Annotated in this window: 24 protein-coding genes; 18 read left to right on the forward strand and 6 right to left on the reverse strand. The window is 59.2% G+C overall.

The features are described 5' to 3' along the window. Positions 1 to 22 precede the first annotated feature (22 nt). Genes ACOTX4_RS13835 through ACOTX4_RS13850 form a run of 4 tightly spaced genes read left to right on the forward strand, consistent with a single transcriptional unit; the run spans position 23 to position 6,500 of the window. On the forward strand, positions 23 to 244 hold the full coding sequence (locus tag ACOTX4_RS13835; protein WP_003863054.1) for a DUF1427 family protein: 222 nt from the start codon (positions 23 to 25) through the stop codon (positions 242 to 244). After that, positions 241 to 501, forward strand: coding sequence for a XapX domain-containing protein (locus tag ACOTX4_RS13840; RefSeq protein WP_023324098.1), 261 nt, complete (start codon positions 241 to 243; stop codon positions 499 to 501). Before ACOTX4_RS13835 ends, ACOTX4_RS13840 begins: the two co-directional genes overlap by 4 nt. A 23-nt stretch (positions 502 to 524) precedes the next feature. Then, the gene (locus ACOTX4_RS13845; RefSeq protein ID WP_003863058.1) at positions 525 to 905 is read left to right on the forward strand and encodes a response regulator transcription factor; all 381 of its coding nucleotides are present in this window, start codon (positions 525 to 527) and stop codon (positions 903 to 905) included. Between the two features lie 9 nt (positions 906 to 914). Beyond that, positions 915 to 6,500 (forward strand): trifunctional serine/threonine-protein kinase/ATP-binding protein/sensor histidine kinase, encoded by a 5,586-nt coding sequence (locus ACOTX4_RS13850; RefSeq protein WP_063937906.1) that lies wholly within the window; start codon positions 915 to 917, stop codon positions 6,498 to 6,500. 3 nt (positions 6,501 to 6,503) lie between these two features. Here the strand turns inward: ACOTX4_RS13850 and ACOTX4_RS13855 are convergent, their stop codons facing one another. After that, positions 6,504 to 7,121, reverse strand: a complete 618-nt coding sequence (locus ACOTX4_RS13855) for a response regulator transcription factor (protein ID WP_003863061.1) — start codon at positions 7,119 to 7,121, stop codon at positions 6,504 to 6,506. Positions 7,122 to 7,421: 300 nt separating this feature from the next. On the opposite strand from ACOTX4_RS13855, the gene ACOTX4_RS13860 reads away from it, so the two are divergent. Both ACOTX4_RS13860 and ACOTX4_RS13865 read left to right on the forward strand, forming a co-directional pair. Next, complete coding sequence (locus ACOTX4_RS13860; RefSeq protein WP_003863062.1) at positions 7,422 to 8,027, forward strand: ATP-dependent Clp protease proteolytic subunit; 606 nt, start codon at positions 7,422 to 7,424, stop codon at positions 8,025 to 8,027. Positions 8,028 to 8,161: 134 nt separating this feature from the next. Continuing rightward, positions 8,162 to 9,283, forward strand: coding sequence for a cupin domain-containing protein (locus ACOTX4_RS13865; protein WP_045331707.1), 1,122 nt, complete (start codon positions 8,162 to 8,164; stop codon positions 9,281 to 9,283). A 38-nt stretch (positions 9,284 to 9,321) separates the two neighbouring features. Here the strand turns inward: ACOTX4_RS13865 and ACOTX4_RS13870 are convergent, their stop codons facing one another. Next, positions 9,322 to 9,507 carry a hypothetical protein gene (locus tag ACOTX4_RS13870; protein WP_003863066.1) on the reverse strand — a complete coding sequence of 62 codons (186 nt, stop codon included), beginning with the start codon at positions 9,505 to 9,507 and terminating at the stop codon, positions 9,322 to 9,324. A 219-nt stretch (positions 9,508 to 9,726) separates the two neighbouring features. Between ACOTX4_RS13870 and ACOTX4_RS13875 the strand changes: the two genes are divergently transcribed. The 3 genes from ACOTX4_RS13875 to foxA all read left to right on the forward strand — a co-directional run bounded on the left by ACOTX4_RS13875 (position 9,727) and on the right by foxA (position 13,281). Further along, complete coding sequence (locus ACOTX4_RS13875; RefSeq protein ID WP_003863067.1) at positions 9,727 to 9,960, forward strand: DUF2171 domain-containing protein; 234 nt, start codon at positions 9,727 to 9,729, stop codon at positions 9,958 to 9,960. 134 nt (positions 9,961 to 10,094) lie between these two features. Beyond that, the gene (locus tag ACOTX4_RS13880; RefSeq protein ID WP_045331710.1) at positions 10,095 to 11,051 is read left to right on the forward strand and encodes a helix-turn-helix domain-containing protein; all 957 of its coding nucleotides are present in this window, start codon (positions 10,095 to 10,097) and stop codon (positions 11,049 to 11,051) included. 121 nt (positions 11,052 to 11,172) lie between these two features. Beyond that, complete coding sequence (gene foxA, locus ACOTX4_RS13885) at positions 11,173 to 13,281, forward strand: ferrioxamine B receptor FoxA (protein WP_114138433.1); 2,109 nt, start codon at positions 11,173 to 11,175, stop codon at positions 13,279 to 13,281. Positions 13,282 to 13,362: 81 nt separating this feature from the next. Here the strand turns inward: foxA and ACOTX4_RS13890 are convergent, their stop codons facing one another. Further along, a complete protein-coding gene (locus ACOTX4_RS13890) occupies positions 13,363 to 14,778 on the reverse strand; it encodes a PLP-dependent aminotransferase family protein (protein ID WP_003863072.1) in 1,416 nt (471 codons plus the stop codon). 176 nt (positions 14,779 to 14,954) lie between these two features. On the opposite strand from ACOTX4_RS13890, the gene ACOTX4_RS13895 reads away from it, so the two are divergent. Beyond that, complete coding sequence (locus ACOTX4_RS13895; protein ID WP_003863073.1) at positions 14,955 to 15,116, forward strand: DUF1127 domain-containing protein; 162 nt, start codon at positions 14,955 to 14,957, stop codon at positions 15,114 to 15,116. Between the two features lie 85 nt (positions 15,117 to 15,201). Here the strand turns inward: ACOTX4_RS13895 and ACOTX4_RS13900 are convergent, their stop codons facing one another. Then, positions 15,202 to 16,590 (reverse strand): PLP-dependent aminotransferase family protein, encoded by a 1,389-nt coding sequence (locus ACOTX4_RS13900; protein WP_045897432.1) that lies wholly within the window; start codon positions 16,588 to 16,590, stop codon positions 15,202 to 15,204. A 102-nt stretch (positions 16,591 to 16,692) separates the two neighbouring features. Here ACOTX4_RS13900 and ACOTX4_RS13905 point away from each other — a divergent pair, with 102 nt between their 5' ends. Continuing rightward, complete coding sequence (locus ACOTX4_RS13905; RefSeq protein WP_003863077.1) at positions 16,693 to 17,172, forward strand: carboxymuconolactone decarboxylase family protein; 480 nt, start codon at positions 16,693 to 16,695, stop codon at positions 17,170 to 17,172. Here the strand turns inward: ACOTX4_RS13905 and ACOTX4_RS13910 are convergent. Beyond that, positions 17,159 to 18,061, reverse strand: coding sequence for a LysR family transcriptional regulator (locus ACOTX4_RS13910; protein WP_003863079.1), 903 nt, complete (start codon positions 18,059 to 18,061; stop codon positions 17,159 to 17,161). The genes ACOTX4_RS13905 and ACOTX4_RS13910 overlap by 14 nt on opposite strands. A 100-nt stretch (positions 18,062 to 18,161) precedes the next feature. On the opposite strand from ACOTX4_RS13910, the gene ACOTX4_RS13915 reads away from it, so the two are divergent. The 7 genes from ACOTX4_RS13915 (at position 18,162) to ACOTX4_RS13945 (ending at position 23,784) form a co-directional block, all read left to right on the forward strand. Next, positions 18,162 to 19,577 carry an aldehyde dehydrogenase family protein gene (locus ACOTX4_RS13915; protein ID WP_063937908.1) on the forward strand — a complete coding sequence of 472 codons (1,416 nt, stop codon included), beginning with the start codon at positions 18,162 to 18,164 and terminating at the stop codon, positions 19,575 to 19,577. Positions 19,578 to 19,652: 75 nt separating this feature from the next. Beyond that, on the forward strand, positions 19,653 to 19,976 hold the full coding sequence (locus tag ACOTX4_RS13920; RefSeq protein WP_003863082.1) for an antibiotic biosynthesis monooxygenase family protein: 324 nt from the start codon (positions 19,653 to 19,655) through the stop codon (positions 19,974 to 19,976). Then, complete coding sequence (locus ACOTX4_RS13925) at positions 19,969 to 20,364, forward strand: amino acid-binding ACT protein (protein WP_022650340.1); 396 nt, start codon at positions 19,969 to 19,971, stop codon at positions 20,362 to 20,364. Before ACOTX4_RS13920 ends, ACOTX4_RS13925 begins: the two co-directional genes overlap by 8 nt. Further along, positions 20,339 to 21,034 (forward strand): ArsR/SmtB family transcription factor, encoded by a 696-nt coding sequence (locus ACOTX4_RS13930; protein ID WP_032608444.1) that lies wholly within the window; start codon positions 20,339 to 20,341, stop codon positions 21,032 to 21,034. Before ACOTX4_RS13925 ends, ACOTX4_RS13930 begins: the two co-directional genes overlap by 26 nt. 149 nt (positions 21,035 to 21,183) lie before the next feature. After that, positions 21,184 to 21,654, forward strand: a complete 471-nt coding sequence (locus ACOTX4_RS13935) for a MarR family winged helix-turn-helix transcriptional regulator (RefSeq protein WP_003863089.1) — start codon at positions 21,184 to 21,186, stop codon at positions 21,652 to 21,654. Next, positions 21,651 to 22,718, forward strand: a complete 1,068-nt coding sequence (locus ACOTX4_RS13940; protein WP_086527941.1) for an HlyD family secretion protein — start codon at positions 21,651 to 21,653, stop codon at positions 22,716 to 22,718. Before ACOTX4_RS13935 ends, ACOTX4_RS13940 begins: the two co-directional genes overlap by 4 nt. After that, complete coding sequence (locus tag ACOTX4_RS13945; RefSeq protein ID WP_063937910.1) at positions 22,708 to 23,784, forward strand: DUF2955 domain-containing protein; 1,077 nt, start codon at positions 22,708 to 22,710, stop codon at positions 23,782 to 23,784. Before ACOTX4_RS13940 ends, ACOTX4_RS13945 begins: the two co-directional genes overlap by 11 nt. On the opposite strand, the gene ACOTX4_RS13950 is transcribed toward ACOTX4_RS13945, so the two are convergent. Then, positions 23,781 to 25,052 carry a DUF445 domain-containing protein gene (locus tag ACOTX4_RS13950; protein WP_032608445.1) on the reverse strand — a complete coding sequence of 424 codons (1,272 nt, stop codon included), beginning with the start codon at positions 25,050 to 25,052 and terminating at the stop codon, positions 23,781 to 23,783. The two genes, ACOTX4_RS13945 and ACOTX4_RS13950, sit on opposite strands and share 4 nt — an antisense overlap. Between the last annotated feature and the right edge of the window lie 74 nt (positions 25,053 to 25,126).

Below are 25,126 nucleotides of genomic sequence, written 5' to 3' on the forward strand. Positions count from 1 at the left end.
GCCTTTTTCTCTGGAGTTCTCAATGAGTACAGGGTTGATATCCCTTGCGGCAGGCGTGTTGATTGGCCTGATGTATGCCGTGCTGAAGGTGCGCTCCCCCGCGCCGCCCGCGCTGGCGCTGATTGGCCTGCTGGGGATGCTGGCAGGTGAACAGGCGATGCGTCATCTTTTATCCCGCGATAATCCGGCTGCCGTGCAGGTGACGGTTCCCCACGTTCAGCACCCGACCGGAGCGTCATCATGAAGGCCTGGATTATTTCGCTGGTGTGCGGGGCCGCGGCTGGGGTACTTTACGCCCTGCTCGACGTACATTCCCCGGCGCCGCCGGTCGTCGCGCTGCTAGGCCTGTTCGGCATGCTGGTGGGTGAACAGCTGATCCCCATCGGACGGCGTCTGGTGAGCCGCGAACCGCTGACCCTGGCCTGGTTTCGTCATGAATGCGTACCGAAAATCAGCGGTACTGCGCCCCCCGCGCCCGCGAAGGAAAGCCGCGACGCGTAACGATTTGTTTGAGGAAAGACAGCATGACGCTGCCGTGGCGCATTGCCATCATTGATGACGAACGCTCTGTTCGCAGCGGGCTCAGTAACCTGCTGCAATCGGAAGGGTATGCTACCGATACCTTCGATTCGGCAGAGGTGTTCTTGAGCCACCCTCTCGCCCTGTCCGGCGCGTCGCTGGTGATCGCCGACATCAAGCTGCGCGGCATGAACGGCATCGAGCTGTTTGAGAAGCTGCGGTTGCTGGCCATGCCGCCACCGCCAATACTCTTTATCTCCGGCCATGCTGATGAAAATATGCAGCGGTATGCACTCAGTCTGGGCGCCGCTGCATTTTTGCGTAAGCCGATTAACATCGATATTCTGCTGGATCATATTCAGCGGGAGCTGACCCGCCGACAATAAGGATCGCGGATGAACGAACATACGTCGCCTGCATTTTGGCCCGCCCGGGGTAGTCTCCATGAAGGGCGGGCTTTTGTTCTGAAAGAGGATGTCATTTTTACCGTGCTGGCGCAGGAGGGCGGCATCTCCTGGATGAACGGGCGGCATCCCCAGTCCGGCGGTTCGTTTATTATTGCCACCGCGGTCAGCGATGAAGAAGAGGAGCGGGCAACGCGGCTGCTGAAAAACGAGTTTGCCCTGCGCGATCGCCTTCATGACGGCTGGGCTATCCGGCCCGTCGCTTCAACCCAGTACCGCGGACGTTTTGCGCTGGTCTACGCGCCGTTCTGCTTTGAACTGCTGGCGTGCCGGGCAGGTAAGGCGATTTCCGGGATCGCCCGCTTTATCGAGATGGCGATCCGCATCTGCGGTCCCCTGCGCCAGATGCATCAGCACAACCTGATCCACGGCGATATCAAACCCGGGGCGATCTTCGTTCATCACGACGCCACCTGCCGTCTGTGCAGCTTCGGTCTTTCCTGCGGCACCTCCGACGCCTTCTCCCAGTCCCGGCTTGCCGCGTCTGGCGGCACGCCCGCCTACATGTCACCGGAACACACCACGCGTACCCGGCGCGCCGTTGACAGCCGGAGCGATCTCTACAGTCTGGGGATCGTGCTTTATGAACTTCTGACCGGGCGATTGCCGTTTGAACTGAGCGCTGATGACCAGACCAACTGGGCGCATTATCACATTGCCTCTGAACCGCTTGCGCCGGGTCGGGTGCGCCCGGACGTACCCGGCATGTTGTCGACCATTATCCTTAAGCTGCTGGAGAAGAATCCGGAGAATCGCTATCAGACCGTCGACGGGCTGATTGCCGACCTCAGGCGCTGCCAGGCGACGCTGACCGTTGAAGGCGAAATTGTCGACTTTATTCCCGGCCAGCAGGATCGCTCTCCGGCGATCCATCTGGCCGATTCGCTTTTCTCTGCGCATCCGCAGGCCAGCGACGTCATCGCCGCGTTTGAGCGGGTCAGCCAGAGCGGTGCGCCGGAACTGGTGACGATTGGGGGACCTTCGGGGATCGGCAAATCTTCCGTGATCGCCACCACGCTGAAATCGCTGCAACAGCGCAAGGTGCTGCTGGCGGTGGGCAAGGTCGATCAATATTCTCCCACGCTGCCCTACGGCGTGCTGAGTTCGGCGTTTCGGACGCTCACGCTGCACCTGCTCGGGCTGCCAGCCGGGGAGGTGGCGACGTGGAAAATCCGTCTGTCGCGCGCGCTGGAAGGCTTCGAGGAGTTGGCCGTCAGCCTGGTGCCGGAGCTGAATTTACTCCTTGAGAACAAACCGCGTTTCTCCGCGGATACCTTTTCCATCGACGCGCGGGCGCGCTTCGGCCATATGGTGCTGGCGCTGGTGAAAACTTTCGCCACCCAGGGCGCGCCGCTGGTGCTGCTGCTGGATGATGTGCAGTGGATCGACGCCGCCAGCCTGCGAACGCTCGATCACCTGCTGCGCGCCTGCGGCGCCATCCCGCTGCTGGTGGTGGTGGCGCACCGCGATCTCAGTTCGCTTTCTGATCCCACCTTGCAGACCGCGCTGGCGAGCCTGCCGGAGGCGGCGCAATACGCCACGACGATTGTGCCGCAGCCGCTGTCGGTGAAGGCCGTGGCGCGCTGGCTCGGGGGAATTTTTCATGCCCGCAGTACGGGCACCGCCGATCTTGCCACGCTGATCCATGAAAAAACCGGTGGCAACCCGCTGTTTGTGCAGGAATTTTTCCGCCGCATCGTCGATGACGGACTGGTGGTGCACAACAAATATCAGGGGAAATGGCATTACGATCTCCAGGCCATCCGCGCCCGGCACTACACCGAAAACGTGGTGACGCTGGTACTTGAACAGCTCAAGGAGATGCCCGACGAGACGCGCCGCCTGCTGGGCAGCATCGCCTGCCTCGGCTGCACGGGCGAGCTGGAGATGCTGTGCCGCGTGGTGGGGCGGTCGGCGGCGGAAATCCGCTACGCGCTTCACCCGGCGGTTACTGCTCAGCTGATTGTGCTGACGGAGAAAGAGTACACTTTTACTCACGATCGGGTGCAGGAAGCCGCCTTTGCCCTGCTGGATGAGGGCGAGAAAAGCCATCTGCACCTGACCACCGCCAGCCTGCTGGCGGATGCCGCACGGCAGACGGCGGGCAACGAACTGCTGTTCCGCGCGGTTCACCACGTCAGCGCAGCGCTGGACTGCATCCAGCCTGCACCCCAGCGGCAGCGATTCCGGGAGCTGAGCCTTCAGGCCGCGCGGCGTGCGAAGCGTACCGGCGATTACCTTTCCGCCTTAAGCTATATCCAGACCGCCAGAGCGTTGGGGAATGCGGGCCCGGTCTCGGACTTTATGCTGGATATCGAAGAGGCGGGCTGTGAGTTTGCGCTCGGGCACCTGGAGCGTACGCGTGCGCTGTGCGATGCGATCCTCGGTTCACCGGGCGGGCTGACGGAGAAAGCGCTGGCCGCCAACCTGCTGGCGGAAGTGTATATGCGCCAGTCGGAGATCCGCCTGGCGCTGGAGGCGTCGTTATGTTGGCTGGGCGTGTTCGGGATCCAGATCAGCCGCTACCCGGAAAATGCCGAATGTGACGAGGCCTGGCAGCAGTTCTGTCAACGCACCGCCGACGCGCCGCTGAACCCGTTTTCTCAGCTTAAGCTGATGGAGAACGCAGAGACCGAAGCGGTGATGAACCTGCTTTACAGCGCCAGTATTTTCGCCAGCTTTACCTGCCCGCGCCTGCACTTTTTACTCCTGTGCCGGATGATGCACCTCACGCTCGATCACGGCATCACCGGCGCCTCCACCACGGCGATGGCCTGGTTTGGCGTGCTGATTGGTCACCGCTACGCCGAATACCGTCTCGGATTTGAGTACGGCACGCTGGCTCGTGAGCTGGTGAACCGCCACGGCTATGATGCCTATGAAGCCAAAACTCTGCTGCCGCTCGATCAGCTCAGCGTCTGGACCCAGCCGCTGTCGTACACTATCGAGTGCGCAAAGGCCTGCTTTACCTCGGCGGTGACCCACGGCGACATGACGATGGCCTGTTTCGCGGCCTGTCATCAGATCATTAACTTCCTCTCCCGGGGCGATCATCTGGATGGCGTGCTGACCAGCATCGATCGCGGTCTGGCCTTTGTGCGCAAAACGGATTACCAGGACATTGAAACCGTTCTGCACATTCAGCGCCGCTACGTGGAGTTTTTACGCACGCCGGTGACGGGCCCATGGAGCGCCGCCCAGGCGCTGCCTGACGATCTGCTGCCCGCGCCGCCGGAGCAGGCGCCCGAGCAGACCTCGACTATGCTGTTCTGGTACTGGCTCTATCGCGGGATGGCGCACTTTTCCTGCGGCGAATACGCCGACGCACAGGCGGATTTAGAGAGGGCGGGCTGGTATGCGTGGTCCGCGCCGGGTCATATTCATCTGCTGGATTACCATTTTTACAGCGCGCTGGCGCTCTCCCGCCAGCTCACGCCGGAGACCTTCTCGGCGGATTATCGCCGCAGTATTCATCACCATTACGACAAAATTGCCCTCTGGGCGCGGATCAATTCGGGCACGTTTGCCGATAAAGAAGCGCTGATTTACGCCGAAATCGTCCGTCTGGACGGCATGAACAGCATCGCGCTGGAGCAGTATGAAAAAGCGGTGCGGCTCTCGCGGGAGGGCGGCTTTAACCCGATCAATGCCCTGGCGCACGAGCTGGCAGGGCGTTTCTCGCTGGCCTGCGGCTACCCGACCGCCTCCGACGCCCATTTCCGCGGCGCGATTGCCGCCTGGGGGCGCGCCGGGGCGCAGGCCAAGGTGCGCCAGCTGGAGCAGGATTTCCCGCATCTGCTGGCCTCCGGGCAGAGCCGCGCGTATGACACGGCGGCCTTCGCCCAGAACGAGGTGATCCGCGATTTACAGAGCGTCATCAAAGCCTCACGCGCCTTGTCCGAAGAAATTAACCTCGAGCGTTTAATTGAAAACCTGATGACGCTGCTGCTTGAACGGGCCGGGGCGCAGCGTGGCCTGCTGCTGCGCGTTAGCGATAATCACATCCCGGAGATCGAGGCCAGTGCCTGGACCAGTACCGACGGGGTGCGGGTACGCATCCTGAAGGCGTCACCGATGGCGACGGACATGCCGCTGTCGGTGCTGGCCGCAGTGATCCGCACCGGGCAGGAGATCCGCACCGGCAAACCGGAGGAGTTCCACCCGTTCAGCCAGGATCCGTATCTGGTGACGTCCGGCGCCGCCGTGATGTGTGTCCCGATGTTCAAACAGGCGCGGCTGGTGGGGGTGCTGTATCTGGAAAACCGCCTGATGCCGGAAGTGTTTACCGCCGAACATTCGCGCGTGGTCAGCCTGCTGGGCGCGCAGGCGGCGGTTTCGCTGGAGACGGCGCGGCTTTACGCCGAGCTGCTGGCGGAAAACATCCAGCGCCGACGGGTGGAGAAAGAGCTGCGCGCCAGCCAGACCTCACTGATGCTGGGCGAGCAGATCAGCCATACCGGCAGTTGGCGCTGGGAGCTGGTGCAGGATCTGATGTTTATGTCTGAAGAGTACGCCCGTATCCTTGGCCTGCCGGAGCAGCAAAAGATGATCTCAATGGCGGAGTTTTTAACCTTCGTGCATGAGGACGATTATGGCCGGATCAGCACCCTCGTTAACCAGAGCGTGCGCGACGGGCTGTCGATGCGCGCGGAGTTTCGCATTATCCGCACCGACGGCTCCGTTCGCTACATCCTCGGGATTGGCGATCCGGTCGGCGTCGGCAGCGAAGTGAATGAGTATTACGGCATCATTACCGACATCACCAGCCAGCGGGCGGCGGAAGATGCGATGCGGGTGGCGCAGGCGGATCTGGCGCGAGTCTCACGGGCCACCACCGTCGGGCAACTGACCTCCTCGATCGCGCACGAGATCAACCAGCCGCTGATGTCGATTGTCTCGAACGCCGGCGCGAGCCTGCGCTGGCTCAACCGCGATCCGGCGCGGCTGGACAAAGTGCGCGAGGGGCTGGAGGAGATCGCCGCCGAGGGCGAGCGGGCAGGGGAGATCATTCGCAGCATTCAGTCTCTGACGCGCAAACAGGACCCCACGTTTACGCGTATTGATCTGCACTTCCTGATCCACCACATCATTATGCTTTCACGCAGCGAACTTGAGCTGCGACACATAAGCGTTGATTATCTTCTGAACGCTGACGACAGCTTTATCATCGGCGACAGCGTGCAGATCCAGCAGGTGCTGCTTAACCTGGTGATGAATGCGATGGAAGCGATGGCGGAAGTGACGGATCGCCCGTGCAGCATCACGATCTCCACCGCGAACTGCGGCGAGGGGAAGGTGATCTTTGAGATCGCCGATACCGGCAGCGGCATTGAGCCGGAGCTCACCGAGCGGATCTTTGACTCGTTCTATTCGACCAAAGCGCAGGGAATGGGGATGGGGCTGACCATCAGCGCCAGCATCATTGAACGGCACCGGGGGAAACTGAGCGCGCGCCGCAGAGAGCCGTACGGCACGGTATTTACCTTCGCGTTGCCGCTTGCCGGACAGGAGGAGTAACGGTTATTCCACTGGTTGATGTTTGGTCAGGCGCTCGACGGCCCTGACCAGTTCGGCCACGGAGCGGACCTGCATTTTCTCCATTACCCGGCGGCGGTGCACTTTCACCGTGATCTCACTGACGCCCAGCTCGGCGGCGATCTGCTTGTTGAGCTTGCCGCTGATGGCCAGCTCAAGCACCTCATGCTCGCGCGGCGTGAGGGACATGTGGCGCTGCTTCAGGGCGTAGTGCTCTTTGACGCGGGCGGCGTTGTGCTGTGCCAGTCTGAGCGCGGATTCGATGGAGCCGATGAGCGCGCTGGATTCAACGGGCTTAGTGAGAAATTCGTAGGCTCCGCCTTTGATCGCCCGGACGGACATAGGGATGGTGCCGTGACCGGTGAGAAAGATGATCGGTATTTCCCGCCCGCTGGCTTTCAGCGCATCTGCGACATCAAATCCGGTTATCGTGGGCATCTGCATATCGAGGATCACGCAGGAGGGCAGATCCTCAAAGGGATGGCTGAGAAAGGCTTCTGCTGAGGAAAAGCCAAGGGCGTGCATATCCGCGGATTCCAGCAGCCTGACAACGGACTGTCTGACTGTGTCATCGTCATCAACCACATAAACAATGTGTTCCATTCACCGCCCCGGTGTGTGATCAGTAAATCATCGACAATAAAATAGCGCCTTTTTGAACGTAAGCGACTGTTTGCTATCCTCATTCATACTAACACATTAATTATTATTATCATTTACCAATATGAAGATGATATGAAAGTGTAATAAAAATGTGGCGAATTAGTTAGGAGTGGAGCGCTGTTTTTAGTGACCTTTCCGGGGGCGGAGCCAGCGCACGACACGCGATGTTTTGTGTGAGGACGCCGACGGGTAAAACAGGCTACACTCTGATTTTGAGCGCGACAAGCTGAGGACATAACGATGCACTACACACTGAAAAGCAGTGACGATAAAGAAAAAGCGGAAGGAACAAACGGCGCGGGCGCTCTACAGCAAAAACTGCTGGAATCCCGTTCGATTGTCATCTCCGGTGAAATCAACCAGGAGCTGGCTCAGAAAGTCATCACTCAGATGATCCTGCTGCAAAGCGTCAGTAACGATCCGATCAAGCTGTACATCAACAGCCAGGGCGGCCATGTGGAAGCGGGTGATACCATCCACGACTTCATTAAGTTTATCCGTCCGGAAGTACACGTTATTGGCACCGGCTGGGTGGCAAGCGCCGGGATCACCATCTTCCTGGCGGCGAAAAAAGAGCACCGCTACTCGCTGCCAAATACCCGCTTTATGATCCACCAGCCGCTGGGCGGCGTGCGCGGTCAGGCAACGGATATTGAGATCGAAGCGCGGGAGATCATCCGCATGCTGGAACGTGTGAACAAGCTGATTGCCGACGCCACCGGCCAGCCGCTGGAGAAAGTGAAGAAAGACACCGACCGTAACTTCTGGATGTCACCGGCGGAAGCGCTGGACTACGGCATCGTGGGCAAACTGATCACCCATTATGACGAGCTGAACCTGGATTAAGTTTTAGCCTGCGTGTGCGTCGGGTGACGGCTTCGCCTTACCCGACCTACACGCGCTCGATTGACCCATGACAAGTTCCCCCTCTGCTTTCTTACCTATAATCGCGCCTGTTTACCCTCTCACTGGTGCTAACCATGGCGTATCAACTGAACCTGAACTGGCCGGAATTTCTTGAAAAATACTGGCAAAAACAACCCGTTGTACTGAAAAATGCCTTCCCGAATTTTGTCGACCCCATTACCCCTGATGAGCTGGCGGGTCTGGCGATGGAGCCGGAAGTCGATAGCCGCCTGGTAAGCCACGCTAACGGCAAGTGGCAGGCGAGCAATGGCCCGTTTGAGCATTTCGATAACCTCGGTGAAACCGGCTGGTCCCTGCTGGCGCAGGCGGTGAACCACTGGCATATGCCCGCCGCAGAGCTGGTGCGTCCGTTCCGCGTCCTGCCGGACTGGCGTCTCGATGACCTGATGATCTCCTTTTCTGTCCCGGGCGGCGGCGTTGGGCCGCATATCGATCAGTACGATGTGTTTATCATCCAGGGGATGGGCAGCCGCCGCTGGCGCGTGGGTGAAAAGCTGCCGATGCGTCAGTTCTGCCCGCATCCGGCTCTGCTACATGTCGATCCTTTTGAGCCGATCATCGACGAAGATCTGGCGCCGGGCGATATCCTCTACATTCCGCCTGGATTCCCGCATGACGGCTTCACCCATGAAACCGCGCTCAACTACTCTGTCGGTTTTCGCGGGCCGAACGGTCGCGATTTGATCAGCAGCTTTGCCGACTATGCGCTGGAGAACGATCTGGGCGGCGAACACTACAGCGATCCGGATCTGACCTGCCGCGAACACCCGGGCCGCGTGGAGCAGTACGAGCTTGATCGCATTCGCGAGATGATGATCGACATGATTAGCAAGCCGGATGATTTCACGAAATGGTTTGGCAGCTTCGTCTCCACGCCACGTCACGAGCTGGATATTGCCGCCGCCGAGCCACCGTATTCCGCAGAAGAGGTGCTGGACGCGCTTCAGGGCGGCGAAACGCTGTCGCGCCTGAGCGGCCTGCGCGTGCTGAACGTTAACGGCAGCTTCTTTATCAACAGTGAACAGCTGGAAACGGCGGATGTGAACGGGGCAGACGCGCTGTGCCGCTACACCCAGCTCGGCCAGGCCGAGCTGGGTGACGCACTGAATAATCCGGCGTTTGTGGACGAACTCACCGGGCTGATTAACCAGGGGTACTGGTACTTCGACGAGTAACATGAGGCGGCGTTTAGTCAGCCTAAACGCCGCTACGTTCAAACCAGCATATTACACGCCTTCCAGTAGTTCAAAAGCCGCTCGTCGTCGCGCTCTTTCTCCGCTTTGATTTTCATCGCCTGGGCGAGATTCTCTCGCGATAACTCATGGCCTTTTTGCACGATGTCTAAAACCGCTTCACCAAGAGCCAGCGAAATTTCTGTCCGATTGTTGCGAATCGTCATAAATACCTCCTCGTTGGTTGCGATAAGTTAATTATGAACGGGAAATAATCAGTCGGTAATAATTCATCTCATTCTTATTTTTTCATTTCGGCGTTAAGTAGAATGAATATTCGGTTCTGTCAATGATGTTTCAAAATGCTAATAGGGCGTTTAAGCCTTAATTTATGCGCTACAGTTAATTTCGTGCAACAGGCAAATAACCGAAACAGGAGAATAATTATGGTAGATAAAAGCGCAATTAAGGATCACACTCAGGTTGTCGCCAGCTGCGGAACGCACGTCGGGGTTGTGGACCATCTTGATGGTGAGCGTATCAAGCTTGCGAAGAGCGATCCGGAATCGGGCGGCAAGCACCATTTTATTCCTCTCGGCTGGGTTGATAAAGTCGAAGATAATAAAGTTGTCCTGACCAAAAACCATAAAGAGGTTTTTGCTGAGTGGCAGGAAGCATAAATATATCTCTCGCAAGGAAATATATGCCTTCGCTCCGGCTTCGTCCGGAGCGTAATAGTGTCTGCGCCCGGTGATTGCTGCCATTGCAAATGGATGGTACTGTTTTGCCTGTCCTTTCCCGATGCAGGCCCCGAATGATGCTCCAGAGTGAAAATAAATCAGCGAAACGCATATTTTTTGTTGAAGATTTTCAGGTATTCGGCGAGCGCTATGGCATCGACTACCGTTTCCCCCAGTTAAAAGAGGCGCAGGTCAGCGGTAGCCCCGTGTTGCAGGGGAATGTTGAAGAGATGATGCTCTCGTCCGGCATTTCGCTGACCCATTCCGACGTACGTGTATTACAGCCCTATGAAACCACCTCTCGCCACAGCAGCCCGCTCTATATGCTGGTGGTGCTGGAAGGGTGCGTGACGCTCACGCTCAATGGTATCAATTATCCCGTCCGCCCGGGCATGGCGTTCAGCTCACGTCTGAGTGAAGATCAGGTAATGAGCGCGCGTCACGATGCCGACAGCACGCTGAAAACGCTCTCGTTTGGCGTGTACCCGCACGATGCCGGACGTGAAGCCTTGCTTGAGTCATTGCTTCTGGAATGGCAAAGCCTGAATGCACCCGCGTTTGTCTGGCAGGTTCCCGAGTTTGTGATGTCAGGTATTCTGCATGCGCAGCGGCAGGGGGTAAGCGTGCTTTCACGCAAGCTGTTGCTTGAGGGGCTGATGTATCAGCTGCTCGGCCATGGCCTCAACCAGCGCCAGCAGCCTTGCCCAAGCCGCCCTGAGCATGCGCGTCTTGAACGCGTGCGGAGCCTGCTGGAACAGTCTCCTGAACGGGATCATACTCTCGCGCAGCTGGCAGCCCTGGCTGCAATGAGCCCAAGCAGCCTGCGCAGCAAGTTCCGTCAGCGCTACGGCTGCACCCTCTTCGATTATCTTCGCGACTGTCGCCTTGCGCTGGCGCGCCGCTATCTGCTGGAAGGCCACAGCGTGCAGCAGGCGGCCTGGATGTGCGGGTATCAGCATGCCACCAACTTCGCCACCGCGTTTCGTCGTCATTACGGGATTTCTCCGGGCGACGTGCGCAAACTCCGCTAACGTAATTTCGCCCATCGCGCGAATGCATCCCGTGCGGTTTAGCATCGCGCATACGTAACCTGGCGGCGCGCATAGCCGTTTGCACTCTCAAAAAGGTAATAATTCTTATTAACAATAAGAAATATCTCTGGAGAGGGTTATGTTTGCTAAATCGCGTCTGGCACTGCTGGTGGGATGGGTTACCGGTAGCGTCGCTTTTCCTTTACTGGCACAGGATGCCCAAAAAACTGACACCGTGGTGGTGACCTCGCAGATGCAGTCTGCGGCCACCAAGCTTGAAACACCGGATATTGAAACCCCGCAGTCGGTCTCTATCGTCACGCGCGAGCAGTTCGAAGAGCAGGGCGCAACCAGCGTACGTCAGGCCGTGAGCTACACGCCGGGGGTCTACAGCAACCAGATCGGGGCGTCAAACCGCTTTGACTACATGGTGCTGCGCGGCTTCTCGGACGGCAGTCTGGACAACGTCTACCTCGACGGCCTGAAGATGATGGGCGACACCAATTCCCACAGCTCGCTGGTGGTTGACCCGTGGTTCCTGGACAGTATCGAAGTCGTGCGCGGTCCGGCCTCCGTGCTCTATGGCCGCTCATCGCCGGGCGGGATTGTGGCGCTCACCTCCCGTAAGCCATCGTTCGATCCTGGCGGGGAGATTAAGCTCTTCGCCGGTAACAATAACCAGCGTGGGGCGATGTTCGACGTGACCGGCCCGGTTGATGATAACGACCGCGTGGCGGTGCGCCTCAGCGGGATGACCCGCTATGCTGATTCCCAGTTCGATCCGCTCAAAGAAGAGCGTTACGCCCTGATGCCGAGCCTGACCTGGCGTATCACCGACAACACCCGTCTGGATCTGATGGCCTACCTGCACCGCGATCCGGAAGGCGGCAGCCACTCCGGCCTGCCATATGAGGGCACCGTTGTACCGCACAGCGGTAAGAAAATCTCCAACACCTTCTTCGAGGGCGAGGACGATTACGACAAGTACGATCGTCGGGAAAACATGGTCGGCTATAACATCGAGCACCTGTTTGACAGCGGCTGGTCTGTGCGCCAGAAGCTGCGCTACCTGCACACCAAAGTCGAGCTGAACCAGGTGTATGCCGCAGGCTGGCTGAATGACACCGAGCTGAATCGCGGCTATTCCGGCTCTGACGAGAAGATGAACGCCATCACCCTGGATAACCAGGTCGACGGCAGCTTCGACACCGGGGAGGTGAACCACCGCGTGCTGATCGGCATGGACTATCAGGACCGCACCAACAACGTCACCGGCTACTACGGCGGCTTCCCGCCGATTGACGCTTTCCATCCTGTTTACGGCGCGAAGCCGGACTACATCACCCAGTACAGCAGGGAAAAACACAAGCTGCGCCAGACCGGCTACTACCTACAGGATCAGATGTCCATTGACCGCTGGCGCCTGACGCTGGGCGGGCGTTACGACCAGGTGAGCGTGTCGAACGTCGACAACTTTAACCACACCCGCAGCGATCTGGATAAAAACAACTTCAGCAGCCGCGCGGCGCTGCTGTATCTGTTTGATAACGGCGTTGCGCCGTACGTCAGTTACTCTACCGCCTTTACGCCGACCAGCTTTGCCGACGAGCAGGGCAATATCCTGGATCCGATGAAGGGCAAGCAGTGGGAAGCGGGCGTAAAGTATGAGCCAGAGGGGATGAACAGCCAGTTCAGCGCCTCGGTGTTCCGCATCAACCAGAAGAACATTGCCACTAAAGAGGAGCCGACCGATCCGTACCGTTCCATTGGTGAAATCGAATCCGAAGGCGTTGAGCTGGAGGCGATTGGTCAGCTGACCGACAGCCTGCGTATGCAGGCGGCGTACACCTACACGGATATTCGCTACAAGAAGAGCAGCCCGGAAGAGGAGGGCAAGCGCGCCGTTTATGCCCCGCGTAACATGGCCAGCGCCTGGCTGAGCTACGCCGTCAAAACCGGCCCGCTGGACGGCCTGACCGTCGGCTCCGGCGTGCGCTATGTCAACGGGATCGCCAGCGATCGCCAGAATACCCATACGCTTCCGTCGTACACGCTGGTGGATATGACCGTGGGGTATGACCTGTCGAAAGTGGGGCTCACGGGCGTGAGCGCGCAGTTGAACGTCAATAACCTGACGGACAGAAGCTACGTCGCGGCCTGTAACTCTCTCTCTTACTGCTACTTCGGTGCAGAACGCAGCATTGTGGGCAGCGTTTCGTGGAAGTTCTGAGTTGTTGATTTTGCCGGGGGGCGGGAGCGGTTTTCTCCCTCTCCCTGTGGGAGAGGGGCGGGGTGAGGGCAAAATGCCGCACTACTCCTCCATCGCAATCACAATCGCTTCACCCATCTTTTTCAATGCCTCGCGATTTTTGTCTGTCGGCGGCAGCGCTACGTTGATCCGCAGGCAGTTGCGGTACTTCCCGGAGGCGGAAAACAGCGACCCGGCCGCGGCCTGGATCTTCAGCCGGCACAGCTGCTTGCTGACGCACACCATATCGACCGTCTCCGGCAGCTCAACCCACAGCAGGAAGCTGCCCTGCGGGCGGGTGACGCATATCTCTGCCGGAAAATACTGCCGCACCCAGCAGGTGTAGGTCTCCATATTCTGCTGATAAATCTGGCGCATACGCCGCACGTGGCGATGGTAATGGCCGTCGCGGATAAACGCCGCCACCGCCATCTGCGTGCCCGGCACGTTAAACCCGCCCGCGGCGTACTTCATGTGCATCACCCGATCGTAATAGCGCCCCGGCACAATCCAGCCGACGCGCAGGCCCGGCGCCACGGTCTTGGTAAACGAACTGCATAACAGCACGCGACCATCAATATCCATAGAATGAATGGTGCGCGGACGCGGATACTCCGCCGCCAGCTCGCCGTAGATATCATCCTCAACAATCACGATATCGTGCCGCTGTGCCAGGGCTAAGACCTGCTTCTTCCGCGCCTCCGGCATGATAAACCCGAGCGGGTTATTGCAGTTTGGCACCAGGATCACCGCCTTGATCGGCCACTGCTCCAGCGCCAGCTCCAACGCTTCGATGCTGATCCCGGTTTCAGGATCGGTGGGAATTTCAATGGCCTTGATGTCAAAGCCGCGCAGCATCTGCATGGTGCCGTGAAACGACGGCGATTCCACCGCCACGATATCCCCCGGTTTGCACACCGAGAGCAGGGCGATCGACAGCGCGCCGTGGCAGCCGTTGGTAATGACAATTTCGTTTGCCGCGACGGTGGAGCCGCCGTCCAGCATCAGGCGGGCGATTTGCTCGCGCAGCTCCAGGCGCCCGTCGAGCACGTCATAGCTCAGCATCTCGCCGGGGTTATGCTGCGCGATGCGGCTCATCTCGCGCCACAGGGGCTTCAGGCTCGGCTGGTTAATATCCGGCGAGCCGCCGCCAAAAGAGATCATCTCTTTGTCGGCGCGGGCGTCCAGCAGCATCATCACCTCATCCCACTGGGTAACGTCCACCGGGCGCTGTACCGGACGGGTCATCGCCGGGACGGGCGGCTGGGCTTTGCGTTTCGAGACGAAATAGCCGGAGCGCGGCTGAGGCGTGATCAGCTGGAGGTTTTCGAGGATCTGGTAGGCCTGCTGTATGGTGCTGATGCTCACGCCGTGCTCCTGGCTCAGCGTGCGTACCGACGGCAGACGTTCGCCGCTGCGATACAGCCCTTGTTCAATGCGTTCCGCCAGGAGGTTGGCCAGATGTTGATAGCGTGTCATGCTGTATCCTTTGTTTTCACCATACAGAGCATTAAACCAGTACAGATGGATGAATAAACCACCATGCAGATACCGTTTTAGTGGATCTGTATGGTAAACAAAAGCAGTTTTTGAATCTGTATTGTACTGGCCGTTTTCCATGATGATAACCCCACTGGCACAGCGAGGAGAGCATCATGGAATTCTACGAGAATCGTTCAAAACGTCCGTTTATCGCGTTTGTCTGGGTAGCGAAAACGCTGCGTAACTGGTATCGCATCAACCGTACCCGCCGTATTCTGAGCCAGATGAGCGACGAGCAGCTCAAGGACGTCGGGTTATCGCGATATGATGTGTGAGCATAGGGTTGCCTGGTGGCGCTACGCTTACCGGGCCTACAGGAGACCGTAGGCCCGGTAAGGCGCAGCCGCCACCCGGCGGTTTTCAGCTCAACAGTTCTAGCGTCTGCCGTTTCGGCCTTTCCAGCAAATCCAGCGCCTCCTGATACGACCGCACGTTGTTATAGCCCATCACCAGCCCGTAGCGTTTTCCTGATCCGTGATACCACGCCGAAAGCGCATTGACCTGCAATTGCTGTTCCTGCCAGCAGCGGGCGATCTCCCGGTCAGCGCTTCCCTTTGCGAGGAACGCGACAATATGCATCCCGCCGTCGTTTTGCTCGGTGAAAAACAGATCGCCATAGACCTCACGCAGGGCGGCAATCATCCAGTCGCGGCGGGTCTGATAGAGCGCGCGCATCTTTTTCAGATGACGGAAAAAATGCCCTTCGTTGAGAAACGCGGTGAGGATCTTTTGCGTCAGCACCGGCTGGCCGCTGGTGAGGATGTCCGCGCTGTCGGTAAACGCGCCGACGGTGCTGGCGGGCATCACCACGTAGCCCATGCGCAGCGATGGCATGATGGTTTTGCTGAAGGTGCCCATAAAGATCACCCTGTCATGCTGGTCGAGGCTTTTCAGCGACGGCAGCACTTTGCGGGTGTAGTGAAATTCGCCGTCATAATCATCTTCGATAATCCACGCCTCGTTTTGTGACGCCCAGTCGAGCAACTGCTGCTTGCGCGGCAGGGAGAGCGTCACCGCCAGCGGGCTCTGGTGAGACGGAGTAACGATGGCGAAGCGGGCATCGTGGTGATTACGCAGCAGGTAGTCCGTATCCATCCCTGCGCGATCGACCGGCACGGTGTGCAGGCGGGGCACAATGCGCTTGAGCAACTGCTGGCCCATAAAGTAGCCTGGATCCTCAAATACCACCTTATCGCTGCGGCTGGCGAGCGTGTCGAGGATCAGGCGCAGGCTGCCGCTGTAGCCGCTGGTGATCATTACCTGTTCCGCAGTGCAGGATAACCCGCGCGAGATATTGAGATAGCGGGCTATCGCCTCGCGCAGCGGATACCAGCCCAGAACGGGCGGGTTGAGCATTTCATCCTGACGCATGGCGCGCGTCGCCTGGCCCGCCAGCAGCAGCCATTTTTTATAGGGGAAGCTGTCGAGCGCGGGAATGCCGGGGCGCAGAAAACCGGCCCGTTCGCGCTGGCTAATCAACGACGCCGGCAGCGTGCCGGTCGCTTGTTCTGTGGGGGCGTTTTGCGCGGGCAGCAGAAGATCCGGATTCACCCGCGTCCCGCGCGCGCCCTGGCTCACCAGATACCCTTCGCCCGTCAGAATGGCATACGCCGTCTCGACGGTTTTGCGCGCCACCTTCAGCTCTTCCGCCAGCACGCGGATGGCAGGTACCCTGTCGCCCGGCTTCAGCACGCCGCGCATGATGTTGTCGCGATAGCGGGAATAAATCTCGTGATAGCCCGGCTTCATGTCCTACCTCATTTCACGATTTTTGTATCTTTTTACTATGTCATGAACGGCGTAGATTTGCTTCATCGCATGACACATGCCGCACAAAAAAGAGGAAAGACAATGAGCACTCGCGTAAATCACCACAAAGCCACACCTGCACTCACCAACGCGCTTTCCGCCCTGAGCATGGAAGTGGCGAAAACCTCTATTGATCCGGCGCTGAAGCACCTGATCGACATTCGCGTGTCGCAGCTGAACGGCTGTACGTTCTGTCTCGATATGCACTCAAAAGAGGCGAAAATTGCCGGCGAGCGCGAGCTGCGCCTGTACCATCTGGCGGCCTGGCGCGAGTCCCCGCTGTTCAGCGCCCGTGAAAAAGCGGCGCTGGCCTTCACCGAAGCGCTGACCCAAATCGGCGTTCACGGCGTGAGCGATGCGCTGTACCGCAGCGTGGCGGAGCACTTCTCCGACGTGGAGATTTCAGAGCTGAACTTCGCCATCGTGGCGATCAACGCCTGGAACCGCCTGGGCATTACCTCCCGCATGGAGCCGGGCTCGCTGGATGCGGCGTACGGGCTGAACAAGGCTAACCTGGAATAATCCCGCGCTCGCGGATCATCGCCACCAGCGCCCGCAACCCCGGCGGGACGTGGCGATGGCCGGGGTAGTACAGGCGCAGCCCGGCAAACGGCTGCGCCCAGTCGTTTAAGACGCTCACCAGCTCCCCGCTTTTCAGTTCGTCCTGAATATAGATTTCCGGTAAAAATCCCACCCCTAACCCCGCTTTTACGGCGCGGATCGAGGCAAAAAGATCGGACGTCGCAAAGCGCGGCGGCACGGCAAGGGCGTACGTTTCCCCCCGACGGGCCAGCTCCCAGCGGTAGATCCCGCCGTGGGCCATACGCATGCCGATCCCCTGATGTGAAAGCAGATCGTCCGGCGTCTCGGGTATGCCGTGACGGGCGAAATAGTCCGGCGTGGCGGTCACCAGCTGGCGGATCTCACCGGTCAGCGGCACGGCGATCATGTCCTGCGGAACGGACTCTTCGAGGCGGATCCCCGCGTCATAACCTTCCGCTACGATGTCGATCATCCTCGCTTCGCTCACCGTTTCCACGCGCATTTTCGGGTAGCGGATCATGAAGTCGATCAGCAGCTGGTCCAGAAACAGGGTGCCGATATGGTTCGGCACGTTCAGACGCAGCGTTCCGGCGGGTTCCCCGGTGTCGCTGTGGATCTCCTCCCCGGCGAGACGGATCTCCTGTAGCGCCGGGCCGATACGCGCCACGTAGCGCTGCCCGGCGTCGGTGAGCGCCACGCTGCGGGTGGTGCGGTTGAAAAGTCGCGTCTCAAGGCGGCTCTCCAGCCCGGCGATGGCGTTGCTGACCGCCGTGGCGGACATCCCCAGTTCCTGCGCCGCGCCGCGAAAGCTGCCGCGCCGCACCACCGCCATCACCACTTCCAGCTCTGTCAGACCTGAACGATGCATAGATTATCCTGAAAATCGAAACAACCCTTGCAGCATAGCGTGGATTATCGCAACGGAGAAGCCGTGACAGACTGGGCTCACACAGCCTGAGGAGGTTTATATGCACACCATCGAACAGATCTTTATTAACGGCGAGTTTGTTACCCCGCACGGTACCGAACGGTTTGATTTGTACAATCCGGCGACGGCGCAGGTCATCGGCCAGGTTCGCCTGGCGGATGAGGTTGACGCTGAACGCGCTATCGCGGCGGCGAAAGCGGCGTTTCCGGCGTGGTCGCAGACCACAAAGCAGGAACGCATCGCCGCGCTGAAGCGCATGCACGCCGCCGTGGCCGCTCGTCACGACGCTCTGCTGGAAGCGGTCATTGAAGACTACGGCGCGCCCGCCTCGCGCTCGGCATGGATGGCAAGCTATCCGGCAGAGGTGATTGCTCAGGCCATCGAGGCGCTGGAGGCATTTGAGTTTGTCACCTCCGCAGGTGCCGCAACGGTGCAGATGACGCCGCTCGGCGTGGCCGGGCTGATTACGCCGTGGAACAGCGATGCGGGGTTTATCTGCGGCAAACTGGCGGCCGCGCTGGCGGCGGGCTGCACGGCGGTCATCAAGCCGAGTGAAATGAGCGCACTGCAAACGCAGATTGTCACCGAAGCGCTGCGCGACGCTGCGCTACCGCCGGGCGTGTTTAACATCGTCACCGGACGGGGTGAGACGGTCGGTGACACAATCAGCCGCCATCCGGACGTCGCGAAAATCTCGTTCACCGGTTCCACGAATACCGGCAAGGCGATCCTGCGCAACGCGGCGGAAAGCTTTAAGCGCGTGACGCTGGAGTTGGGCGGTAAATCACCGACGATCCTGCTGGATGATGTGGATCTGGCGCAGGCGATCCCGCTGGTGATCCAGGCCGGGTTTATGAACAGCGGGCAGGCGTGCGTGGCCGGGACGCGCATTCTGGTGCCTTACTCGCGCAAAGCGGAGATCGAAACCGCGCTGGCGCAGGCCGTGGCGGCGATGAAATCCGGCGACCCGCGCAACAGCACGACAGACGTCGGCCCGATGGTCAGCGAAAAGCAGTGGCTGCGGGTGCAGGGCTATATCCGCAAAGGAATCGAAGAAGGGGCGCGCCTGCTGGCGGGCGGCGAAGGGCGACCGGAAGGCACGCGGGACGGCTGGTTTGTGCGTCCGACGCTGTTTGCCGGCGTGAACAATCGGATGACCATTGCCCGCGACGAGATTTTCGGCCCGGTGCTGTGCGTAATCCCTTATCTGGACGAGGCGGAGGCGATTGCCATTGCCAACGATACCGAGTACGGCCTGAGCGCGATGGTGCTGGGCGGCGATGTGGACCGCGCGCGACGCGTGGCACAGCAGATTGTTTCCGGTCGCGTGCTGGTGAACACCCTGGCTCATGAACCGAAAGCGCCGTTTGGCGGGTTTAAGCACTCCGGCGTGGGGCGCGAGATGGGCGAGTGGGGGATCCGCGCGTTTATGGAGCCGAGGTCGGTTCTGGGCTAAAGCTTCGCTCTTTACCGAAGCATTGTGCTTTTCCATCCTGCATTCTCTCCTCAACATCACAGCGGAGAGACCATCATGATCGCAGTCCTTTTCGAAGCCAAAGCCGCGCCTGCCCATCAGGCGCGCTACCTCCAACTTGCCGCAGAGCTTAAGCCTTTGCTGGCCGACATCGACGGCTTTATCGATATCGAACGGTTCCAGAGCCTGACGACCGACGGCAAAATCCTCTCCCTTTCCTGGTGGCGGGATGAAGAGGCCGTCCGCCGCTGGAAGCAGAACGTCTTCCATCAGGCGGCGCAGGCCGAAGGACGGGCGTCGATTTTCTCTTTCTACCGTATTCGCGTGGCGCAGCTGGTGCGGGAATACAGTTCCGAAACCGGAGGGCACGCGGATGTATGACGTTCACGTGATTTTCCGCGACGGGCCCGGCGAGCTGGCGCGCTTTGGACAGCTGTTGGGGCGCAACGGCGTGGGGCTTGAGGGTGGCGGCGTATTCGGTACCGATGCCCATTTCCTGGTGGAGGACGGGGAAAAAGCCCGCCGTGTGCTGCTCGACGCCGGGTTTACCGTGCAGGCGCTGCGAAAGCCGGTGATCAGAAAGCTTAAGCAGGAGCGTCCTGGCGAGCTGGGCGAGATAGCGGCGGCGCTGGCGGCACGCGGCGTGTCTATCCTGACTCAGTACAGTGACCATGCGAATCACCTTATTCTGCTGACGGATGATGATAAGCTGGCCGCTGAGATCACCACACCCTGGGCGACGAATGTTAAAGACGAGCTTACCCTCTGATAACAGCGCGATGCTGGAAAAGGCGATTGCCGCGGTGGCGGCTGCAATGGCCGATCCGTCGCGCGTGAAGATGCTTTGTGCGCTAATGGACGGGCGTGCGTGGACGGCCACTGAACTGAGTGCGGCGGCAGACGTTGCGCCGTCGACCGCCAGCGGGCATCTTGCCCGGCTGGTTGAAGGGCAGCTAATTACCTGCCTGTCGCAAGGGCGGCATCGTTATTATCGTCTTGCCGGGCACGACGTGGCGGCGCTGGTGGAACAGATGATGGGGCTTTCGTGGAGCCGCATTACCCCGCCGGAAACCAGCGCGCCGAAAGCCATGCGTGAAGCCCGGACCTGCTACGACCATCTCGCAGGCGCGGTGGCGGTGCAGATCTATGATTTCATGCAGGCGGAAGGCTGGCTGGAGGCTGACGGTTCCGCATTGACCCTGTATGGTCGGGAGCAGTTCCTGGCGCTCGGTATTCCGTTAAGCGCTCATCCGCGTCGGAAGGCCTGCTGCGCCTGCCTGGACTGGAGCGAGCGGCGGTTTCATCTTGGCGGTGAGGCGGGCGCTGCGCTGCTTATCCACATGGAAAGCAAAGGCTGGATCCAGCGGGTGGCGGGTTATCGGGAGGTGGTGGTGACGGCTTCGGGGAAAAGTGCCGTCAGGAAGCATTTTAGCCGCTAAACGCCGCTGCGGGCTGATGCCCTCACCCCGACCCTCTCCCACAGGGAGAGGGAGAACATCGTTTCTCAATTCCTGCGCTTTAACTTCTCGTTTCTTGATACTTATCCTGATAACTATTATCGTGATGGCGTACTACGAGAGGGCTCCCCATGAGTGAAGAAGATCTGTTTAGCCGCAGGCCGATGGGCATGCGGATGGCGATGATCGTGCGTCAGTGGCGCGCAGTCATCGACGACGCCATTCTCGACACCGGGTTAACCCAGTCGAGCTGGACGGTGATGATGCAGCTTCATCAACTCGGGGATAACGTCTCGGTCAGCGAGCTGGCGGAAGTGCAGGGCATTGAACTGCCTCCCCTAATGCGCACGCTGACACAGCTGGAAAAGCAGGGCTACCTGCTGCGCACCGTCTCGCCGTATGACAAGCGTATCCGGCTGCTGACGCTGACGCCTGAGGGAAAAGCCATTCTTGAAAGGCTCTCTCAGGTGATTGAGACGTTCCAGGCGCGCGTATCGCAAAACATCGCGCCGGAACATATCGATATTTTCAGCGCTACTCTCAATCAAATCGCCTGCAATTTGCGGACAATCCGCGAAGAAGATAATAAGACCGAAAAATAATGACTCCTGAACAAAAGTTTGCCCGCTGGGTAAGGGTGAGTATTGCCTCTTTCCTGCTGATGTTTGTTTACTTTATCGTCGCGGATATCTGGATCCCGCTGACGCCGGACTCCACCGTGATGCGCGTGGTGACCCCGGTGTCTGCCCGCGTCTCCGGGTATGTGGCGGCGGTACATGTCCATAACAATAGCCAGGTTAAGAAAGGCGATCTGCTGTTTGAGCTCGACGCCACGCCGTTTCGCAATAAGGTCGAGGCGGCGCAGATCGCGCTGGAACAGGCGCGTCTGTCTAACGATCAGCTGGATGCGCAGATTGCCGCAGCGCAGGCCAGCCTGAAAACCGCCGTGCTGACCGCGCGTAACGACAAAGTGACATTCGACCGCTACCAGAAACTGAGCACCTTGCAGAACGTATCGCAGGCGGATCTGGATAAGGTCCGTACCACCTGGCAGAGCAGCGAGCAGTCCGTCAGCTCGATCCAGGCGAATATTCATAACCTGCGCATTCAGCGCGGCGAGCGGGATGAGCACCGTAACGTGACGCTGCAAAAATACCGTAACGCGCTGGATGAAGCGGAGCTGAATCTTGGCTGGACGAAGGTCTACGCCGAGGCGGACGGCACGGTCAGTAACCTGCAATTAAGCCCCGGTTTTTACGCCTCATCCGGTTCGGCTGCGCTGGCGCTGGTGAACACCCGGATCGATATCGTGGCGGATTTCCGCGAGAAGAGCCTGCGTCATACCCATCAGGGGACCGACGCTGCCGTGGTGTTTGACGCCTTCCCGGGGCACGTTTTCCGTGCCCACGTTACCAGCAGCGACGCGGGGATCCTCGCCGGACAGGAGGCCGTAAACGGTCAACTTTCTGAACCGGAAACCTCCAACCGCTGGGTGCGTGATGCCCAGCGTATGCGCATTCACGTAGCGCTGGACGAAGCCTTACCGAAGCCGCTGCCGACCGGCGCGCGCGCCACCGTGCAGCTCTACAACAGCGAAGGGCCGTTTGCGCGATTCTTCTCCGGGATGCAAATCCATCTGGTGAGCCTGCTTCACTATGTCTATTAGCACCCTGGCACGGGTATTTACCCCGCACGGCAACATCGTCTATACGGCAAACGACTTTCGCCAGACCCTGCGTATCGTCTTTGCCGGGATGATTGCGCTCAGTATTTCGAGTTTCTACAACACCAGCTACGGCGTGTTTTTTGTGGTCTACCCGATCATGCTTCTCTCGCTGGTACCGGTGTTTAATCGCCACGTGGCGAAGCAGTTTATCTTCAGCGCCTCGCTGAACTGCGTCGAAATGGTGTTGATTATCGGCTATCTGTCGCAGTGGCCGGTCATCATGACGCTGGTGGTGTTTGCCCTGTACGTGATGCGTTTTCGCTTTATGAGTAAGGGGCCGCTGTTCCTGTTCGGCTCGATGGGCGTGGTTTGCCAGAGCGTGATGCTCAACTTTATGAGCTACCCCACCACCAACTGGCACACGCTTTTATTCTCTAACATCGAAGCGAGCGTGATGGCGGTGTGCCTGAGCGCGCTGATGAACTACCTGCTGCCGGACGTGGAGCCGCGTAAGCCGCCGCCGCTGATTGAGAAAGACGACGCCCGCGTGCGCCACGAGTCGCTGCTATCCGGCACCGTGGCGACGCTGATTTTCGTCGTGTTCCAGATTAGCGACTTAAGCGATTCGCTTTCGGCGCTGATGGCGGGGATTTTGATCCTGTTCCCGATGCACTATCGCGGCTCGGTTATCAGCTCCATCTGGCGCGTGGTTGGCGTGGTGCTGGGGTGCCTCTATATCCTTGTCGTCCAGCTTATCCTCTACGATCACAGCAGCCATATGCTGCTGATGATGCCGCTGATTGGCCTTGGTCTGGCGTTTGGCGCGCGTCTGCACGTAATGGAGAAGGTCGGCGCCGGGGTAGGCTTCGCCAGTATCACCACCATCGGCATTATGTTCGGGCAGAACATGCACCCGGACAGCGACCTGGTGTTCAGCGATCTATACCGCATCACCTCCGTTACCTTCGCGCTGGTGGTCACGCTGACGATGGTCTTTGTGGTGCACCTGATCCTGAATCGCTTCGAGGCGACGCGCTACGTTATCGCGCCGCCAGAAGCGGATTAATGCCCCAGCACGGCGGGTAGCTGCGAGAGCAGAAACAGGATCAGGCCAATCGTACCGCCCACCAGGGTACCGTTAACGCGAATGAACTGAAGATCTTTACCGATATTGAGTTCTATCTGACGTGACATGTCTTTGGCATCCCAGCTTTTCACCGTGTCGCTGATATGGCGCGTCAGGAACGCGGCGAAATCCGGCGCCACGCGGTGTGCGGCCTGCTCCAGATGCTCATTCAGCGACGCCCGCAGGCTGGCGTCGTTGGTCAGCGTTTCGCCAAACCACAGCCCGGCGTTGGCGATACGCTGCTTCACGCGGGAATCATCGCTCTGCATGTCATTTTTCAGCCACTGGCGCAGGTCAGCCCACATTTCCCCCAGATAGCGGTTAAAGGCCTCATCATTCTTGAGGTAGTGTTTGATATTCTCGGCTTTCGCCGTCATCTCCGGATCGTTTTTCAGATTGTCGATGAACTTGATCGTGGCGCGGTCAAACGCCTGACGGATCTGGTGCGTACGGTCGTGGCTGATATCGTCCAGCAGCGTGTTCACCGCGTTCGACACCATCTCCGCGCTTTGATCGCCCAGCCACTCGGTGGGCAGCACCATGGCCTTGCGCGGATGCTCGGTCTTAAGCCAGTGAACGATCTGGTCAGCAATAAATTCCCGCGTGCTTTCCCGCTGAATCAGGGTAATCAGGCGGTTTATGATGGCGTCCAGCAGCACCTGGTGACGGTTGTTTTTGGTCATGCTTTCCAGCATGACGGCGCTGGTCTCGGTTAAATCGACCTTGTCGATAGCCTTATGCACCGCGCGTTTGAGCAGGCGCTGGATGCGCCCATCGTCGGTAAGTTCCAGAAAACCGCCCATCACCTGCACCAGATGCTGCCCCACGCGCCGGGCGTTATCGGGCTGGCTGAACCAGGTCCCAATCATCTGTGCGGGCTCGTAGCGACGGATAAGATCGACAAGGGATTGCGTATCGAGAAACTTTTCCTGCACGAACTGGCCGAGATTGTCGCCGATGCGGTCTTTATTGCGCGGGATAATCGCCGTATGGCGCGAGATAAAGGGAATGGGCACCCGGCGGAACAGCGCGACAACGGCAAACCAGTCCGCCAGCGCGCCAACCATCGCCGCCTCGGCAATGGCCTTTACGCCGCGCACCCAGAAGGTTTGCGGCATGAACAGGGTGGTGATAAACGCTGCGACGGCAATCAGCAGCAGCGACAGCGCGAGAAGCTTGGCGCGTTTGAGTTCGGTATGCTTTTCCATGGGTTAAGGATAGAGGATGATGGAGGTAAAATGCAAAATGTGCTATCTGGTGAAGAATTAAAATTCCTCTTTTA

Source organism: Enterobacter cloacae complex sp. IR5459, assembly GCF_049238005.1.
GTDB lineage: Bacteria > Pseudomonadota > Gammaproteobacteria > Enterobacterales > Enterobacteriaceae > Enterobacter > Enterobacter hormaechei_C.